Here is a 16,286-nt window from a genome sequence, read left to right on the forward strand (position 1 = left end):
GGTTCAGGCGGCGCGCGGTTGCGTGTTGAGCTCGGCGAACTGCTCGGCAGCGAGGTCGAGCAGATGCACCAGGCGCCGCTCCGGGAGGCGAGCGGCGGAGGCCAGGACGTCGTCGATGCGCGGGTCGAGGGTGCTGACGGCATCCAGTCCGGCGGCGCGGGCGACTACCAGGCGCAGCTCGGCTTCGAGCCAGGCCCAATGCTCGGTGGCCGGCACCGGGGTGTCGTCATTGATCTGGCCCAGGGGGCCGATCCTGAGTCGGCGCAGGTAGTCGCCGCCGGCAGAGAGGATGTCGGGAAGGGAGATCTCGTCCTGGGCCATCCATCGTCCGTGTTTCAGCAGAGTGAGGATGGCGCAGCGCAGCAGGGTCATCTCGTCGCGCTCAGGCGCGGTGCAGATGGGGCAGGACCAGTTGTGGCAATCCCAGGCGGGCGTGGTTGAGCGGGGCATGGCAGGCGGGCCTTTCAGCGGTGGGTGGTTAGAGGTGCGGGGGAGAGGGGTCAGTGCGGGTGGCCGGTACGGGCGGAGTCCTGGTGCTCGGCCTTGACCGCGTTGACGACGCTCTGGGCGACGTCGGTGCCGACCTGGTGGCCGTCGGCACGGACGGCTGCCCTGAGGGAGTCACGCGAGAGGCGGCCCGTCTCGCGGTAGATGCGCTCCGCGTACGCGATGAGGGCATCCCGTGGCAGGTCGGGCTTGCGACCCGGGCGCTTCGGCTCCGGCTTCTCGCCCGGATCGGAACCCGTGTCTGTGCCCGTACTCACCTCCGCGCCTGCATCAGTAGCGGATTGACGGCGGATGACGGATTCCGGGCGGTCCGACCGGTGTCCGGCTTCGTCGCCCGGATTCGGTACGGCCTCGGGGCGCTCGGGCCTTGCCCGCTTCGCCGCGCCAGCGCGGGGCTGGCTGACTCGGTATCCGGGCGTCTCCCACCGCGCGGGCAGCGGGAGCGAGGCCAACCGGGTGGCCTGCTGCCGGGTCCCGAGCTTCCGCAGCAGCAGCTCGTCCTGGCGGAGATCACCGTCGACGTCGGCCCTCTCCAGCGCTTCGTGCAGGCGCCGAGTCACACGTCGGCCACGCCCCTTGTTGCGCTTCTTCTCGGGCATCGCTTCGATGCGGAGAATCAACATGACGGCCCGGCTCAGGGCGCGCTCGCGGATGAGCCGTGCGGCATCGGCATCCTGGTCATGGATGCCCAGGCGCGCCAGGAGTCGTTCGCGTGCTTGTCGGCCGAGGATCGCGAGCAGGCTGCGGGAGGCGGCCTCGGGGGTGTGGTGGCGTAGCTCGATTCCCATGGCCAGGTGCCAGAGGACTGCGGCCATGACCGGGCCGATCAGGGCGCGGATCGTGCCGCCGACGGGACCGGACTCGGCGTAGGCGGGGATGATCTGGCCGCCGGTGATCACCCATACCAGGACGCCGGGCGGCCCCGGCGCCTGCCTGGGACCCTTCAGGTTCTGGCGCGCCATCAAGGCCATTGCGAACAAGGCCAGTTCCGCGGTGGCGAACATGAAGGCGCGCTCGACGGTGCTGACTATGTCCAGGTAGTCGGCGGCGAACCGCCAACTGGTGTCCGCGCTGTAAGCGGTACAGCCGATCGCGGCCATGGCAGCAACCCGCACGGCGACGGTTGAGCGCCACCGGCTGCGTGCGGGCGGCTGGCGGCGCTGCCGGTGAGCCGTCCACGCGGCGAACAGGGCGAGCGGCACCAGCAGCGCGACCAGCACCGCTGTCAGCGCGGGTGAGGTGGCCCAGCCCGGGAGGAGCGGGATGCTGACGCTCTGGGCGGTTTGGGCTATCGGGGCAGGGGAGTGCAAGGGGCGGGCTCCAGGGCAGGGAAGTGGGGCTTGAGGGGTGACGGCGCTGTGAGCGGTTCCCTGCACCGTGCGGGCGCAGGGTGCGCGCGTACGGTCGCGTGAACGCTTCGCGCGGGACGCGAGGGCTTAGCGGACGGCGGTGAGACGGAGGGTGGAGGCGTAGCCGCGGGCCTGTTGCCGGGCCGTCCCCCTGTTCCTCCGGCGGTGTCGTCGGCCCTGGGCGGCCAGGTGCTGTCGACGAGGCGGGGCAGGTGGCGCCGGGCCGCAACGGCCTGTTAGTACCCGTCCTGGCCGGTGGCCGTGCTGCGCCTTCGGTCGGGGCCGTCGAGGATGACGCGGCGGGTCATCTCGGCGAGGCGGGAGGCGACGCGGTCGCCGACGGCGGTGCGCAGGTCGGCGATGGGGAGATTGGTGGTGATGAGCGTGGGCAGCTCGTGGACGTACCGGTGGTCGATGAGCCGGTAGGTCAGTTCCTCGGTCCACTCCGATGTCTTGGCGGCGCCGAGGTCGTCGAGGAGCAGCAGCGGGCTGCGGGCCAGTTCCTGGAAGCGCCGTTCGCCGTCGTGGCCTTGGCGGGGGCGCAGGGTGGCGTGCAGTTCGGCGGTGGTGATGGCCTCCCAGCGCAGCCGGACCCCGGCGCCGAGCAGCGAGCGAATGGCGCCGTATGCCTGGTAGGTCTTGCCGGTGCCGGTCGGGCCCGCGATCAGCAGCGAGGGACCGTAGGCGATGCCCGGTGCGCCGCCCGGCCCCGGTCGTCCGGCAGCCGCGATCTCCTCGACCCAGGCCGATACGTCGGCGTGGGTGGCCAGGGCGCCGCGGTAGCGGCGCGGGATGCGGGCGGCGGCCAGCTCCAGTGCGGTCACCGGTTCCGGCGACGGCGCGGCGTCGACCACGGTGGTGGGGTCGATGTCGCGGGCGGCGAGGATCGCGTCCAGCTTGGCCACGGCGCCGCCGAACTGGCGGGGCTCGCGGGCAGCGGTCGCCGTGGTCACAGCTCACCCCCGTACGCGGCCTGCGCGTCGACCGGGTTGGTCCATGCCCGGTGCCCTGTGGGCGTGCCACTCGGCGTGGGCGGGTTCATGGCCTCGTTGACCAGGGTCGGCAGCACGCTGGGGTGCAGGCCCTTGGCGTGCAGCCGATCGAGACCGGCACGCACGTACGCCGCGTCGATGCCCTCGGCGAGCAGCTTGGCGGTCTCCTTGCCGAGATGGGCGAGGAAGCCGGCGGGAGGCCGGTTGGCGCATGCGGCGGCGTATTCGGCGATGAGCGTCTTTGCCGAGGCGGTCTCGGGTGCGCGGGCGCTCGCGTCCCCCACCGGAGGTGATCCTAGATCCAGGATCCTAGGTCCTAGATCCGGACGGTGAGGGTTCACCGAGTCCTCCGTGAGCCCTCCCGGAATCCTCCGCGATGTCTCACCGAAACGCTCCTGAGCTGCGGTTTCGTTGTTCTTCACCGAGCGCTCCTGCAGGGTGCGCGAGTCTTCTGTGAGGTCTCCGTGAGGGCTCACCGAAGGCTCCGCGAGTCCTCCGTGAGAGCTCATGGCCGACTGCGCGAGTCGCCCGCCCTCGTGATGCGGGCAGGCCGGGAAGCGGCTGCCGCTGGGCCGGTTGATCTTCTGGTGCTTGGCCCAGGTGACGATGTGCAGGTAGCTCTTGCTGTCGTCGCCCTCGTAGCGGCAGACCAGCCCGGCCCCAGCGAGCTGGGTGAGGTCGTCCTCGACCGCGAGCGGGCCGTGCTCGGGGCGCAGTGCCCACAAGGCACCGGCGATGACGGCGGCCTGGTCGCGGCAGCGGCCGTGGTCGTCGGCCTGGGTGAGGAGCCCGAAGAAGGTCCGCTCCGCGGAGATCGAGACCTCGGCCAGCGACTCGGAGATGAAGGCTTCCGGCTTGATGGTGCGTATCCGTGCCATGTCTATCGCCCCGCCTTCGCCGCCGACAGCGCGGCGGGGGTTGGATGGACGGTGACGTGCGGGGATGGCGTTATCAGGTGGGCATCGGCCATACTGAGCATCAGCTCCTCTGCTCGCGGGCCATATGGGACGGCAATCCCGGACTCCGCGGGTCGATCGCTAGGGATGGCGGTTGAGAGGTTTGCGCTTGGGCCCCCGGCATCGCCGGGGGCTTCTTTCATGTGACGTCCGGTCGCGCAGGCTCCTGTGGGTGTGAGGTGGGTACCACCACTATGCCACATGAATTGCAGATCGCAGAAGTGTTTTGCATCTCGCAGTAAGGATGCTACTGTTTACGCTGTGCTGCAAACCGCAGTGCATCGCTACGAACGGAAGGGGAGCGGTGGCGGAGGAAGAACCGGCCGAGGGCGTCCTGCTCAGCGGCGAGGCGAACGTCGCGACCCGCATCAGGGTGGAGCGCGAGGCTCGCGGCTGGAGCACCAACGCGCTGTCCGACCGGCTCAACGAGGCCGGCTTCGAGATGAACCCGTCCGCGGTCTGGCGGATCGAAAACGGGAAGCGCCGCATCAACCTCGACGACGCCATCGGCTTCGCCGAGGTCTTCGGCATCGACCTGCGCAACCTCGTCGGGCCGCCTCAGCTGGCGGCCAAGGCCCGCGCCATGGAACTCATCGACGAGGTCGTGGACGCGTTCCGTGCCACCCAGCGCGCCAACACGGCTTTCACCGAGGCGCGCGACGCCCTCGACGCCTACCTCGCCGAGCACCCCGACATTCGTGACGAGGCCGACGTCATGGTCTCCAACGCCATCGCGGAGGAAGCCAACAAGCACCTCATGAAGGCATACGGGCCCCCGCCCGGCGAGCACGGCGACACCAACTCCGCCACCGAGGCATAGCCTCCGGCTCCCACCCCCGTCCTGGGCACGCAAACCCCCAGCACGGGCATCTCACCCTCATCCCTAGCGATCGACCGGCAGGCCGGTGTTGCCGCGCCCACGCCTGCCACAACCCGAAGAGGACTCACTCCTTGCGCCAACCCGCAATACCCCCTGCCTCCGAACTGACGCCGCACACCGGGGCCGTCCTGCCGCGCCTGTACGTCCCCGAGGAAGTCGCCGCCGTCCTCGGCTGCTCCGCCTGGTGGGTCAAGGACCGCGCCCGTCGCCGGCTCATCCCCTTCACGCGTGTCGGCCGCGCCTACCGCTTCACCGGCGAACACCTCGCGGAGATCATCCGCATGCACGAGGCCCGTCCTGCCCTCGCGCAGCAGCCATCGGCAAGTGAGCCTGCCCGCAAGTCACCCGTTCCGCGGCCTTCTCCGTCGCCTGCCGTTGCCACGGCTCAGCTGCGCGCCCGGCCACCGCGCCGAGCCCGTCAGGGCCAGTTCGGGACCGCCGCCTAGCACGACGACGAAGAGAAGAAAGGGAGGGGCACTTGGGATTCGGCGAGAAGCGCGGAAACTACTGGCGCGGCCGTTACAAGATCGCGCCCGGCAAGCACCTCACCGTCGTCGCTGAGGACGGCAAGCCGATCAAGTTCGCGACCAAGGGCGAGGCCCAGCGTGCCGCGAGCGAGGCCGAGAACAAGTATCGGCGCGGCGACTGGCGCGACCCTGCGCGCGGCCAGGAGACCTTCGGCGAGTACGCAAACCGCTGGTACGCCACCCAGGACCTGGCTGCCTCGACGATGCAGAACTACAAGCGCCACATCGAGGAGCATCTGCTCCCCGAGTTCGAGGACAAGGCGCTCGTGGGCATCCTGCGTACGGACGTCGAACTGTGGGAGAAGAAGGAGCGTGCCAAGTATGCGGCCTCCAGCGTCAAGACCTGGCGCTCCACGCTCCACCTGATCTTCGAGGACGCGATCGACGAGGGGCTCATCACGTCCAACCCGGCGGCCAGGCGGCGCGGGCGCGGCAAGCGCGCCGGCCGCTCCCGCGACCGTGGCCCGGAGAAGGCCATCACCGACGCCCTCGGCATCCTGCTCACCGCCGAGCGTGCCGCCTTGCTCTCTGGCCGAGACGACGAGTTTGTCGCCGTCGTCCTCAAGGGCTACACCGGCATGCGCTGGGGTGAAATCGTCGGGTTGGAGACGGAGTTCGTACGCTCCGTCTCTGTCCGCGTCGAGTGGCAGTTGTACGAACTCGACACCGGGGAGTTCGTGCGCTGCCCGCCGAAGGACGACAGCTACCGCACCATCGATTCGGCGGACTGGCTGTCCGCGCTCGTGGCAAACCACGTAGCCCGCACAAAGCCGACACCTTGCCCGTGCCACGGCAAGACCTACGTCTTCAAGGGCCAGGGCGCTGCTCGCACCGGAGGACACCAGGGCGCGAAGCTCGTCGACGTCGCACGCCGCGCCGAAGTCTCCACGGGCACGGTGTCCAATGTCCTCAACCACCCCGACCGCGTCACGGAAGCCAAGCGGGCCCGGGTGGAGCAGGCCATGGCGGACCTGGGGTTCGTGCGAGGCGGCGCGGTCTCGGAGAACGCCGCCCACTGGCGTCGAAACGGCTTCGCGACCTGGCTGTTCACCCCGGCAGTCTCCGGCTGGTACCCGAAGAAGGCACCGCAGGAAGCCCGCCCCGTACCGGTACTCGGCGAACCGTGGCCCGGCGTCCCGGCCCGAGGGCGTGGCGCGAACGACCGGGCCGACGTCTGCTGGGTTCCGATAGCCAAGGGCCTCACGCCCCACGGCCTGCGCCATACCCACCGGACCGCCATGGAGGACCTGGGTACCGAGAAGGTCCTCATGGACGAACGCATGGGCCACATCGACGGTTCAGTCTCCGCACGCTACGCCCACGTCACTCCTGGCATGCGCAAGCGCCTCGTGGCCGGGCTGACCGAGCAGTGGGAGACGGCGCTCGACGCCCGACGGGCTATGTGCCCGACGTCGCCGGTGCGCGTGCTCAATGATCTCTTGCATGCACGCGCAGCCACCCGCCAATAGCTCCTCGGAGGAGTCGTAGGTCCGGGCCGATACCGCAGGCTGATGGTGCGCCTCTGCACGAAGCCCGCCCCTGCCGCCGGACGGCATGAGTCCAGTGGCAGGGGCTCTGCGAACCTGCGCTACCTCCGGGAGTTGCTACGCCTTGCCGAGAGCCCTGCTCCAATGAGGGCGCTTCCGGCATCTCCGTGGCCGTTCAGGCAGAGCGCCGTACCGGCGGCGCAGAACAGCGCAGACAGAGCAAGCGTGGCCCAGGCATGAGCGATCTCTGCGCGTGAACCTTCCGCAGGAGTGTGCTCCGGCGTACGTGGCTCGCTCGACGGCACGTCGTGCGCCTGCGAGCTATCCGAGGAATCAAATGAGGTGGGCATGTCAAATCCTTGTTCTTGTGCGTGCGACAGCACGCGGTGAATGGGTGAACAGACCTTGGACCGGCTGGGAGTTAGCCGCGCAAGTCCACTGGTCGTGTCCGGCGGCGCCCCCAGGGACAGGGAGGAGACTGCACTGCGCGGCGAGCTGATTCGAGCTCTCGCGAATTTGCGGCAGGCCGTCGCGTTGCCCTCTGGGCACAGTCCAAAGGGAGGGGATTCTCCTGCCGATCGGCGTGGTGTTACGAAGTGATCCACCAGATCACGAGTCCACCGACAGCGGTGCTGGCGCCGTAGGCGACGCCGAGCGCGAATCGCCCGGCCAGCGGCTTACTGCGCTGTTTTACTCGGTTGCGCAAGCCGCGCCCCACGACGACCGAACGCATTGAAAGCAGCATGAGGAGCGATCAGGGATGCCTGGTGCGCCCAGCCCTTTGAAATCCCGCATTGACACCGGATCAGGCGGCGGTGGGGCGTGGGCTGCCGTGGAAGACCTGGCTGGTGTGCCAGGAGCGGTGGGCTGATGCGATGGGACGGATGCCGGGTTGCGGGCCGATGAGCGGACGGCCGGCGAGTGCGGTGGCGTGCTCGCGGGCGGCGGGGCTACGGCCGACGAAGTGCTGTGAGACCAGGATGCGGTGGCCGTCGCCCAGGCCGAGGGCCCCCTTGTCGAAGAGTTTGTGGTGCAGCGAGCACAGGCACAGCCCGTTGTCGACGTCGTCCGGGCCGTCGAACGCCCACCAGCGCACATGCGCGGCCTCCAGCCCGACCGGCAACGTGCCGATCATGCCGTCGTAGCTGCAGAAGGCGCACTGGTACTCGTAGGCGGTCAGCACCATCTCCCGCATCCGCCGGTCCCGCTGCCGCCGCTCGGGCGCCGCCAGCACATCCGTCGCGCCAGCTCCAGTTCCAGGCCCACCGCGTCGCACAGGTCCTGGTGCAGCGACGGCGGGAAGTGCAGATCTAGCAGCACCCTGGCCATGCGGTCCAGCCGCAACGCCACCCGCAGGTCCGGGGCCAGCCGCCCGGCGGCCCGGCTCGCCCGCAGTTCCCGCACCCCGGTGCCCGGGCTACCGACGCCGTGATCGGTCCGTACCTCCCACACCCCGTCGCTGACCAGATGGTGGAAGGGATAGGCGGGTGTGGTCCCGCGCGCCGGACCGTACTCCGTCAGCAGTTGCTTCAGATCGGTCTCCACCGCGCTGTAGAACAACTCGCCCTCGGCATCCGACTGAAACCGGCCCAGCGCGTACAGCAGCAGCAACGGCTTGTGCGGCGCCCGCACCCCGTCCCGGCTCCACTGCCTCAGCTTCGCGGCACGCTCCAGCCAATCCATGACGGTGATCGTAGTGATGCTTCGCCGTGCATCATGCTGTCCGGGCTGCAACTCCTCCTGCGCCTGCGACGGGCGCACCGGCTTCGCCCGAGCGCCTGCCGGCCCGCCATTCCAGCGCCTGGGGTTCCTCAGTGAACTCGATCAGATGCTGTCCGGCGAACCGTTGCAGCGCGTTGCGTACTTCCGCCGGGGTGGCATAGAAGAACTCCTTCCGACTGTTGACTTGGTTGACCCGACGCGAGGCGAACTGCCGGTGGAGTTCCGTCTCCAGGCCGACCGCGTCCTTGCTAAAGATCAGCGCGTGCACGTCGAAGCGGAAGGGCACAGCCGCGCCACTCAACTCATAGACGCGTTCCAGGGGTTCGAGCCGACGCGTCATGCCGATCTTCACCATGCGATCGCCGAAGGCACCGATATTCGAGATGACGTATACATAACCGGCGCGGACGTTGGCTGCACGGGACTCGACATCCTGCAGTGCGCTCTCGATCTCGGCCAATTTGGCCTGCATCTCCGCCACGCCCGCCTCGTCACCGCGCTCGCGCAGGCGGTCAAGTGCCGACTGATAGTGGCCGAGTTCCTTGTTTAGCTTCTCGCGCTGCCGGTCGAGTTCCCGCTGGACCGCCGCCTCCTCACGCTCCCGGGCGCGCACCTCGCGCTGGGCCTCCTTCTCCTCGTCCTTCTTCTGCAGGAAGTCGGCGGTGAGTTCCAACTCCCGCACGCGCGCGTTGTGGTACTCGTCGGTGATACGGATGTGCATGGTGGCGCCGAGCCTGGCGATCGTCTCGCGGCTCTTGAAGAGCCGGTCCACGAGAGAGCTCAGCCGGTGCGGCCGCATCGACCGCACGGCGTAGTCGGCTTCGGCGTTGTAGGCGCGCAGCATGAGCTTGGAGAAGTCGCGGACCATCTTCTGGCCCTCGCGCTTGGAGCCGTTGACCGTCCAGTCCGTAGCCGCCTGTACGGCGCGGCCCGCACGGGCGAGCGCCTTGATCTCGTTCTGCAGCGTGTCGAGCCGGCTGCGGTAGGCGATCGCGTCGTCCAGCGCGTGCCGGTAGGCGTAGATCCCGGCCTCCTGCAGCATGGCGGTCTCGTCGGCGTTGACGATCCGGCCCTGCAGTTCGGCCAGCCGCCGCTCCGCCTCCACGATGTTCTGGCGGTGACGGTCAGCCTCCTTGCGTACTCGCTCGGTCTCCTTCGCAGCCCGGCGTGCGTCCTCGATGATCTCCTTCGCAGTCTCGCGTGCGTCCTTGAGGATCCCCTCGGCCTCCTCGGTGGCTTCGGCGGACGCCTTCTCACGCAGCGCGGCGGCCTCTGTCTCGACCTGCCGTACGAGGCCCGCAACCTGCGCGGCATCCAGGCCCTGTGTCCTCGCGATCCACGCCCGTAGCTCTTCGGCCTCGGACACGGCATCCGCACGACGCCGTCCGAACAGCCCGCCCTTCCGAGGCGCCGGCATCGCCGTCGCGCTCCCGGGAGTGGCCACAGCCAGCACCGCAGAACCTGTGGCAGGACCGACGGCGAGCGCGGCGGTGGCGGAGTCGGCCTCAGGAACCCACAACTGCCATCCCTCCGGCATCGGGGGCCACGAGGGGTCGGGCCGCCAGTCCGGCGGCGGCATCCATCCCGCGGGTGGCACAGGCCAACCCGGCGGCGGATTGAAACGGTAAGTAGTCATTCCCCACCCCCTCGCCCCTGAGGCTCCCCAGCACCCAGGGCGCCGGATATTCCCGGCAAACGTAGAGTGACATTTTCTTGGTGACCAGCCATCAGATCACCCGCATATTCCACCTCGTGACCATGCTGTGACTTTGCGTGAGGCTCTCTCTGGAGGAGGGACGCGCGTTCCACGTGGAACGCGACGACGTCCCCGACCAGCGAACTGGTCGACGAGCCACTGAGTCTTGTACGTGGAGGGAGCGTCGGCCGGTGAGAAACGCTACGAGGGACAGCGCGGATGGCCGGACGTGCTGCTGTGCCTTCTTGCGGTCGCTGCCGGGGCAAAGCTATCTCGCGCGATGCTTTCCAGGGCGGTGTCAACCTGGTGATGAGGAGCTGGCGTCGGTGGTTATGGCAAACGCCCAGTGATGGGTCCAGCAAACCTGGCTCAATAGGCACATGGAGATTGGCGAGCACTGGGCCTACCGCGCAAGGCCGAAGGAGCTGGGCGGCGCGGTTCGCCAGGTGGAGGTCGTTCGCGTGGGTGGCCCTGGCAGGTCTGGCTGGGTCCACGTGCGGTTTCTCGAAGGCGATGCCGCCGGCCTGCAGGAGTGGGTCAGTTCCGGCTCTCTCGTAGCACCGTGGGCGGATGTCGATACGTTCCGCCGGGACGACGCGGCGGAGTTGGCACTGGTGGAGTCCTCTCGCCACGTCCGGGGCAGCACGGAGTTCGAAGCCGCCCGCATGATTCTCGGGTTTGTCCGCCCGAAGAACAGGCTGCGCCTCCGCCGAACGGTGGCGGACGCAGGCGTTCTGGAGCTGAGCCGCCTCGACGAGACGGCACCGCTCATCGGCATGGATGCCGCCGAACTCCGTAGCGAGACCATGGTGTTCGAAAACCGCCATGGCATGTGCCTTACTGGTTGGCCGGTCACCGAGCGCGTCGCCCGCCACGTTGCCACCCGCCTGGCCGACGAGATCCTCCCGGAGGTGGACCGCAAACAGCGGGACATCGAGCAGGAGCGTGCCCAGCCCTCCTGGTACTCCTACAGTCGGCGTGACGATCGCAAGTTGGATGCGGAGGCGGCAGTTCTGCGGACCGTCCGTGCATGGTGCGGTGAGGACAAGGCCGAGCGTTATGACGAGTTGGTCGCCCTGCGCGCCGAGGTCATCCGGCTCGGGGAGCTCGTCGAGAAGGCGGTCAAGGCTCTACGCGATCGCGGGCACGGTGTTATCGCCTCCACCATTGAGCGCGACCTTGGCGTCCATATCGCCACCCTTGATCCTGATGTGCGTCGATGACACCGCGCCACGGGTCCGGCTCCGGCTTGGGCGGCGCTGGCTGTGCCGGAGGTTTCTCCTTCTCCGGCCGGTCCGGGTGCCAGCCGTCGAGGAACGGTCGTAGCTGCTTCTTCGTCGGCTCCACGTTGAAGTCACGGGCGGCCAGGCCCTTGCCGTTTGTGGTGGGGTCGAGCTGATCGGCCTCTGTGTTCCCCCAAGCCGACCATTCACGCAGCCTCTGAGCTTCGAGGGCATCTTGCGATGCTGCCGCGGCTTCTTCCAGAGCGGCACAGAAGGCCCGGATCTCACCCGCGGCCTGCCACTGCTCAAGGGCCGTGCCGAAGTGCTCGGCCCGAACCGCATGCACCGCCTTGACCGAAGCCGCGCTGACCGCGGCCTCCCATTCCCGCCGCTCGCGCTCCTCCCGTTCCGCGGCCAGGCGCCGGCGCTCCGCCTCCTGCCGCTCCCGTTCCTCGCGCAGACGCTGCTGCTCCGCCTCACGCTCCAGCCGGGCTCGCTCCTGCTCCTCCGACCGCGCCTTCAAGGCGCGGAAGACGGAGCCGATCTGCTCCTCCAACGGCTTCTTGGCGGTGTCGGCCCATTCCTTCTTCCAGCCGTAGTTGTAGCTGTAGCCCGAGTTCTCGCTGACCAGCAGCTCCAGTTCGCCGGACGGCTCGAACTTGTGGGAGGGGGTGACCCGCTGCCAGTCGTAGGTGCGGCGGCCTGGCTGCTTGGGGACGTACCGGACCTGCTTCTGCCGCTCACGGAAACTGATCTCGTATGTCCTGCCGTGGACGGTGAGCAGTGGCCTCGGTTGCCTGCGCTTCTTGGACACCGCGATCTCGCCGTACCGCGTGAGAGCCTGCTCGGCGAGCAGCCGGATCAGCGTGAGCACCCTCGGCAGGACCTCTTCGGAGATCTCGAAGGCGCTGTAGTCCTTGGTGACCGCGGCGAGCACGTCCTCGACGTCGGTGATCACGCGGCTGCGTGCCAGGCGGATCCGGTTCCATTCGGTGTCGTCTTCACCAGTTACCCGAAGCAGACCGAGGAAGAAGTCTCCCTTCGCCCGCCCGCTGTACTTCAGGTGGTACCCCTCCGGGGCGCACTGCCGCGCCGCGTCGAAGGCTCTGCGATACCGAGCCCGTTCCTCACTGCTGGGGTCCGGGATCCGAAGGAATCGTCCGGCTTGCTGGACCTGCGCGATGAGCGCTGGCCCTACAGCCACTGGTGACGGGCGCGGAGGTTTCACGGCACGCTTCGGGGCGGACTTCGTCTCGGCCGGGGGATCGACATCCTGCTGAGGACGAGAGGCAACTGGCACCTCGGCTTCGGACGCCGCCGCGCGAGGCTTGCGTGGAGCCGGCCCTGGACGGTCGGGATGGTGACCGTGCTCCAGGTAGAAGCGTCCCGCGTCAGTGATCTCCGCCTGCCAGCTCCCCTTCTTTCTGGGCATGGTCACCAAGCCCCGGTCCCTGAGCGCGCGAGCCGTGACGGCGAGCTCGGGGCTGTCCGACGTGACGGGGTCGGTTCCGCCCCCGATGCGGGTGAGGAGTGCGAGCTGCCGGTCATTTAACGGAGACCAAGGGTGCATGGCGATGGTCGTACCGTCTCAGGTCTCTTCGGCACAAGCCGTGCACTGACTCATTCGGGGGCACGAGGCGGTACACCGTGCTGGGAGGAGGCAGAACGCCACTCCCGGGGGAGCCGACCTGGGAGCCGGATCCCGAAGATCACACCCACTTGGCTCCCAAATGGCTCCCAAAACAGGCCCGCAACGCAAATCAGGCCCGGCGCTGATCTCTCAGCACCGGGCCTGACCTGGTATTTCACTGTCGGGGTGGCGGGATTTGAACCCACGACCTCTTCGTCCCGAACGAAGCGCGCTGCCAAGCTGCGCTACACCCCGATGTCGTCGCATGTCCTGCTTGTCGCGGCGACGTCGTTTACTTTAGCCCACTGGTGGCTGGAGACGAAATCCGGTTTTCGCGCGGTGGCGGACGGGGTTCGGGCGGGCGTGGTCGAGGGCGACCATGAGGACGGCGAGGCCGTAGAAGGCGAGGCCGAGGAGGAGGGCGTTGCCGAGGACGCTCTTGTAGCTGTGGAGGCCGACGTCCAGGAACGGGTAGAGATAGCGGCCCGGGGTGCCGGGGAGGATCAGCTCGCCCCGGCCGAGGGAGAACGCCAGGTATGCCAGGGGGTAGAGCAGCCATGTCGGTGCCTGGCGGAGGTGGAGGCGGCCGGGGGCCGTCAGGAAAAGCCAGTCCAGCAGTGCGGCGGCGGGGACGGCCGTGTGCAGGAGCTGGTTGCTGATCCACTGCCAGCCGGTCGGGGGCGCCGTACCCGTCATGGAGAACGGGGTCGGGGCGCCTGTCAGGAGCAGGTGGTACACCAGGCCGGAGATGGTGATGTACAGCAGGGTCGCTCCCGTCAGGGCGGAGGGGAGCGGGCGGCGGGCCGTCCAGGCGCGGCGGGCTGCGAGCGTGAAGACCAGGGCCAGCAGGAGGTTGCTCTGGATCGTGAAGTAGCTCAGGACGTGGACCGGGCTGCCGAGGAGCAGGTCGATCGTCACGCCGGCCACCGCCATCAGGGCGACCAGCAGGCGGTACGCCGCGGCCAGGGGGTGGTGCACGGGGGCCACCACCGCGGAGGCGGGGACGTGGGAGGGCATCAGTACGGGCCCGCCGGGCAGTGCGGGGAGGTCCGGTATGTCCCTGGGTATGGGGGCGGTCATGCCCCCAAGCTAGGCAAAGGGGGCATGTCGGGCGATGTGGGTGAGGCGACCGGGTTACGCCCGGGGCACCAGGGTCAGCAGTGTCGCTTCCGGCGGGCACGCGAACCGTACCGGTGTGTACCGGCTGGTGCCGCAGCCTGCCGAGACGTGCAGGTACGACGTACGGCCCTCCGCCGTATGCCTGGACAGGCCCTTCACCCGCTCCGGGTCCAGGTCGCAGTTGGTGACCAGAGCGCCGTAGAAGGGGATGCAGAGCTGGCCGCCATGGGTGTGGCCGGCCAGGACCAGGGGGTAGTCGTCCGCCGTGAAGGAGTCCAGTACTCGCAGGTACGGGGCGTGCACGACGCCCATCGAGAAGTCGGCGGTGGCGGACGGGCCGCCGGCGACCCGGGTGTAGCGGTCGCGCTTGATGTGCGGGTCGTCCAGGCCGGTCAGTTCCAGGGTGACGCCCTCGATCTTCAGGGTGCCGCGTGTGTTGGTGAGGTTCAGCCAGCCCGCCGCGTCGAAGCCGTCCCGCAGGTCCTCCCACGGGTTGTGGATCGCGCCGACGACCGGAGGGTTGCCGTTCAGGCCGTGCCGGCCTTGGACCTTCTCCAGCAGGTACCGGGCGGGGTTGCGGGGCCTGGGGCCGTAGTAGTCGTTGGAGCCGAAGACGTACGCACCCGGGAAGTCCATCAGCGGGCCGAGGGCGTCCAGGACCTCGGGCACACCCTCAGGGTCGGACAGGTTGTCGCCCGTGTTGATCACGAGGTCGGGGCGCAGGCCGGCCAGCGAACGCAGCCATCGCTGCTTCTTGCGCTGGCCGCCGACCATGTGGATGTCGGAGACCTGGAGGACACGCAGGGCACGCATGCCGGCGGGCAGGACGGGCACCGTGACCCGTCGCAGCCGGAAGGAGCGGACCTCGAATCCCGCCGCGTACACCACACCGGCGGCACCGGCCGCCGCGATTCCCAGAGGTACTCCGTATCGAGCGCGCATACACCCATCGTGTCAGACCCGGAAGACCCGTCGAGCCCGGCGGCCCTTGGAGACCCGAGCCCCACCGCCCTTTAAATGAACGGGCGTCGGACGTTCCGCACCTGCGACAATCAGATCCATGACCACCACGCTCAAGTCGAAGCTGCAGGAAGACCTCAACGCCGCGATCAAGGAGCGCAACGAGCTCCGCTCCTCGACGCTCCGGCTGACGCTCGCCGCGATCACCAAGGAGGAGGTCGCGGGCAAGGAGAAGCGCGAGCTCTCCGACGACGAGGTGCTGAAGGTGATCACCAAGGAGGCGAAGAAGCGCCGGGAGGCGGCCGACGCCTTCGCGCAGGGTGGTCGGGCCGAGAGCGCCGAGCGGGAGAAGGCGGAGGGCGAGGTGCTCGCCGAGTACCTGCCCAGGCAGCTCAGCGACGAGGAGCTGGACGAGATCGTCGCCCAGGCCGTCGGGGAGGCCAGGGCCGCCGGTGCCGAGGGGCCGCGGGCCATGGGCGCCGTCATGAAGATCGTGAACCCGAAGGTCGCGGGCCTGGCCGAGGGCGGCCGGGTCGCGGCGGTGGTGAAGAAGCTGCTGGCCGGCTGAGAACTCCTGGCCCAGCAAGGCGAGCGGAGCCGCACCGAGGGCCGTCGCCCACGGCGCGTTCCCCCCTGTGGCTCAACTCCGTTGCTTGTGTTGCCGGTTGGCCGGAGCTGCCGGCTGCGGTTCAAGAGACGACGGCATCGAGGCGATGCTACGTTCACCCCGAGCGGCGATCCGAACTCCAGTTTGAATCGAGGGTGAACGTGATCAGACCCAAGCGCATCATCCAGGCGTCCCTCACCGCGGCGGCCGTGGTCGGCGCGACGCTGACCTTCTCGGGGACGGCGGAGGCCGCGGGCAGTTGCTCGGGGAGTCTCATCGACACCTACAACGTCACGGGCGACAACAGCCCCTATGCCGGACAGTACGTCGGACAGGTCCGGCTCTACTGGGACGGCACGTACAACTGTGCGATCTTCACCAAGTCGGGGGGACCGCTCTACGGCCTCAACACCTCCATGAGCATCAAGCTCATGGCCGGTACCAGCCCGGAGCGCAGCGACATCGACAACGGGACCTACGCGTACTACGCGGGTCCGGTGAAGGTCGCCGCCGCCGGGAAGTGCGTGCGATGGGAGGGGTCGATCATCTACAACGACCGGACCGTCGCATACGACTCCAGCAGCTGGGACCACTGCGGCTGAACCGCAGGGCCCCTGTCCCGCCGAGCCGG

14 protein-coding genes, 1 tRNA gene and 1 pseudogene are annotated in these 16,286 nt (G+C 68.8%); 6 read left to right on the plus strand and 10 right to left on the minus strand.

Annotated features, from left to right (window positions below):
* Positions 1 to 3: 3 nt before the first annotated feature.
* The 4 genes from LJ657_RS16680 to LJ657_RS16695 form a co-directional block, all read right to left on the minus strand.
* A complete protein-coding gene (locus LJ657_RS16680) occupies positions 4 to 450 on the minus strand; it encodes a hypothetical protein (protein WP_232649397.1) in 447 nt (148 codons plus the stop codon).
* Between the two features lie 50 nt (positions 451 to 500).
* Positions 501 to 1,817 carry a hypothetical protein gene (locus LJ657_RS16685; protein WP_232649398.1) on the minus strand — a complete coding sequence of 439 codons (1,317 nt, stop codon included), beginning with the start codon at positions 1,815 to 1,817 and terminating at the stop codon, positions 501 to 503.
* Between the two features lie 275 nt (positions 1,818 to 2,092).
* Entirely contained in the window at positions 2,093 to 2,809 is a 717-nt protein-coding gene (locus LJ657_RS16690) for an ATP-binding protein (RefSeq protein WP_232649399.1), read from the minus strand.
* Complete coding sequence (locus LJ657_RS16695; RefSeq protein ID WP_232649400.1) at positions 2,806 to 3,726, minus strand: hypothetical protein; 921 nt, start codon at positions 3,724 to 3,726, stop codon at positions 2,806 to 2,808. The genes LJ657_RS16690 and LJ657_RS16695 overlap by 4 nt, the downstream gene beginning before the upstream one ends.
* A 382-nt stretch (positions 3,727 to 4,108) precedes the next feature.
* On the opposite strand from LJ657_RS16695, the gene LJ657_RS16700 reads away from it, so the two are divergent.
* The 3 genes from LJ657_RS16700 (at position 4,109) to LJ657_RS16710 (ending at position 6,680) form a co-directional block, all read left to right on the plus strand.
* Positions 4,109 to 4,624 (plus strand): helix-turn-helix domain-containing protein, encoded by a 516-nt coding sequence (locus LJ657_RS16700; protein ID WP_232649401.1) that lies wholly within the window; start codon positions 4,109 to 4,111, stop codon positions 4,622 to 4,624.
* 131 nt (positions 4,625 to 4,755) lie between these two features.
* Positions 4,756 to 5,130 carry a helix-turn-helix domain-containing protein gene (locus tag LJ657_RS16705; RefSeq protein ID WP_232649402.1) on the plus strand — a complete coding sequence of 125 codons (375 nt, stop codon included), beginning with the start codon at positions 4,756 to 4,758 and terminating at the stop codon, positions 5,128 to 5,130.
* A 32-nt stretch (positions 5,131 to 5,162) separates the two neighbouring features.
* Entirely contained in the window at positions 5,163 to 6,680 is a 1,518-nt protein-coding gene (locus LJ657_RS16710) for a LacI family DNA-binding transcriptional regulator (protein WP_232649403.1), read from the plus strand.
* Between the two features lie 823 nt (positions 6,681 to 7,503).
* On the opposite strand, the pseudogene LJ657_RS16715 reads toward LJ657_RS16710, so the two are convergent.
* Together LJ657_RS16715 and LJ657_RS16720 are read right to left on the minus strand one after the other, a co-directional pair.
* Positions 7,504 to 8,381, minus strand: a pseudogene (locus LJ657_RS16715) (phosphorothioated DNA-binding restriction endonuclease).
* 31 nt (positions 8,382 to 8,412) lie between these two features.
* Entirely contained in the window at positions 8,413 to 9,837 is a 1,425-nt protein-coding gene (locus tag LJ657_RS16720; RefSeq protein ID WP_232649404.1) for an SNIPE associated domain-containing protein, read from the minus strand.
* A 659-nt stretch (positions 9,838 to 10,496) separates the two neighbouring features.
* Between LJ657_RS16720 and LJ657_RS16725 the strand changes: the two genes are divergently transcribed.
* Complete coding sequence (locus tag LJ657_RS16725; RefSeq protein WP_232649405.1) at positions 10,497 to 11,339, plus strand: PE-PGRS family protein; 843 nt, start codon at positions 10,497 to 10,499, stop codon at positions 11,337 to 11,339.
* On the opposite strand, the gene LJ657_RS16730 is transcribed toward LJ657_RS16725, so the two are convergent.
* The 4 genes from LJ657_RS16730 to LJ657_RS16745 all read right to left on the minus strand — a co-directional run bounded on the left by LJ657_RS16730 (position 11,269) and on the right by LJ657_RS16745 (position 15,030).
* Complete coding sequence (locus tag LJ657_RS16730) at positions 11,269 to 12,543, minus strand: hypothetical protein (RefSeq protein WP_232649406.1); 1,275 nt, start codon at positions 12,541 to 12,543, stop codon at positions 11,269 to 11,271. The genes LJ657_RS16725 and LJ657_RS16730 overlap by 71 nt on opposite strands.
* A 607-nt stretch (positions 12,544 to 13,150) precedes the next feature.
* Positions 13,151 to 13,224, minus strand: a tRNA-Pro gene (locus tag LJ657_RS16735).
* A 42-nt stretch (positions 13,225 to 13,266) separates the two neighbouring features.
* Positions 13,267 to 14,049 carry a Pr6Pr family membrane protein gene (locus LJ657_RS16740; protein ID WP_232649407.1) on the minus strand — a complete coding sequence of 261 codons (783 nt, stop codon included), beginning with the start codon at positions 14,047 to 14,049 and terminating at the stop codon, positions 13,267 to 13,269.
* A 54-nt stretch (positions 14,050 to 14,103) separates the two neighbouring features.
* Positions 14,104 to 15,030: a metallophosphoesterase gene (locus LJ657_RS16745; protein WP_232649408.1), complete on the minus strand. Its 927-nt coding sequence runs from the start codon at positions 15,028 to 15,030 to the stop codon at positions 14,104 to 14,106.
* A gap of 118 nt (positions 15,031 to 15,148) precedes the next feature.
* On the opposite strand from LJ657_RS16745, the gene LJ657_RS16750 reads away from it, so the two are divergent.
* A complete protein-coding gene (locus tag LJ657_RS16750) occupies positions 15,149 to 15,616 on the plus strand; it encodes a GatB/YqeY domain-containing protein (RefSeq protein ID WP_232649409.1) in 468 nt (155 codons plus the stop codon).
* Between the two features lie 200 nt (positions 15,617 to 15,816).
* Positions 15,817 to 16,257 carry a hypothetical protein gene (locus LJ657_RS16755; protein ID WP_232649410.1) on the plus strand — a complete coding sequence of 147 codons (441 nt, stop codon included), beginning with the start codon at positions 15,817 to 15,819 and terminating at the stop codon, positions 16,255 to 16,257.
* The last annotated feature ends 29 nt before the right edge of the window (positions 16,258 to 16,286 follow it).

This window comes from Streptomyces guryensis (assembly GCF_021261325.1).
Taxonomy (GTDB): Bacteria; Actinomycetota; Actinomycetes; order Streptomycetales; family Streptomycetaceae; genus Streptomyces; species Streptomyces guryensis.

Bases quoted from the DNA above. Each gene is read 5' to 3' on its own strand.
- LJ657_RS16680 (WP_232649397.1), bottom strand. From the start codon at position 450: ATGCCCCGCTCAACCACGCCCGCCTGGGATTGCCACAACTGGTCCTGC.
- LJ657_RS16750 (WP_232649409.1), top strand. From the start codon at position 15,149: ATGACCACCACGCTCAAGTCGAAGCTGCAGGAAGACCTCAACGCCGCG.
- LJ657_RS16695 (WP_232649400.1), bottom strand. From the start codon at position 3,726: ATGGCACGGATACGCACCATCAAGCCGGAAGCCTTCATCTCCGAGTCG.
- LJ657_RS16745 (WP_232649408.1), bottom strand. From the start codon at position 15,030: ATGCGCGCTCGATACGGAGTACCTCTGGGAATCGCGGCGGCCGGTGCC.
- LJ657_RS16725 (WP_232649405.1), top strand. From the start codon at position 10,497: ATGGAGATTGGCGAGCACTGGGCCTACCGCGCAAGGCCGAAGGAGCTG.
- LJ657_RS16740 (WP_232649407.1), bottom strand. From the start codon at position 14,049: ATGACCGCCCCCATACCCAGGGACATACCGGACCTCCCCGCACTGCCC.
- LJ657_RS16720 (WP_232649404.1), bottom strand. From the start codon at position 9,837: ATGCCGGCGCCTCGGAAGGGCGGGCTGTTCGGACGGCGTCGTGCGGAT.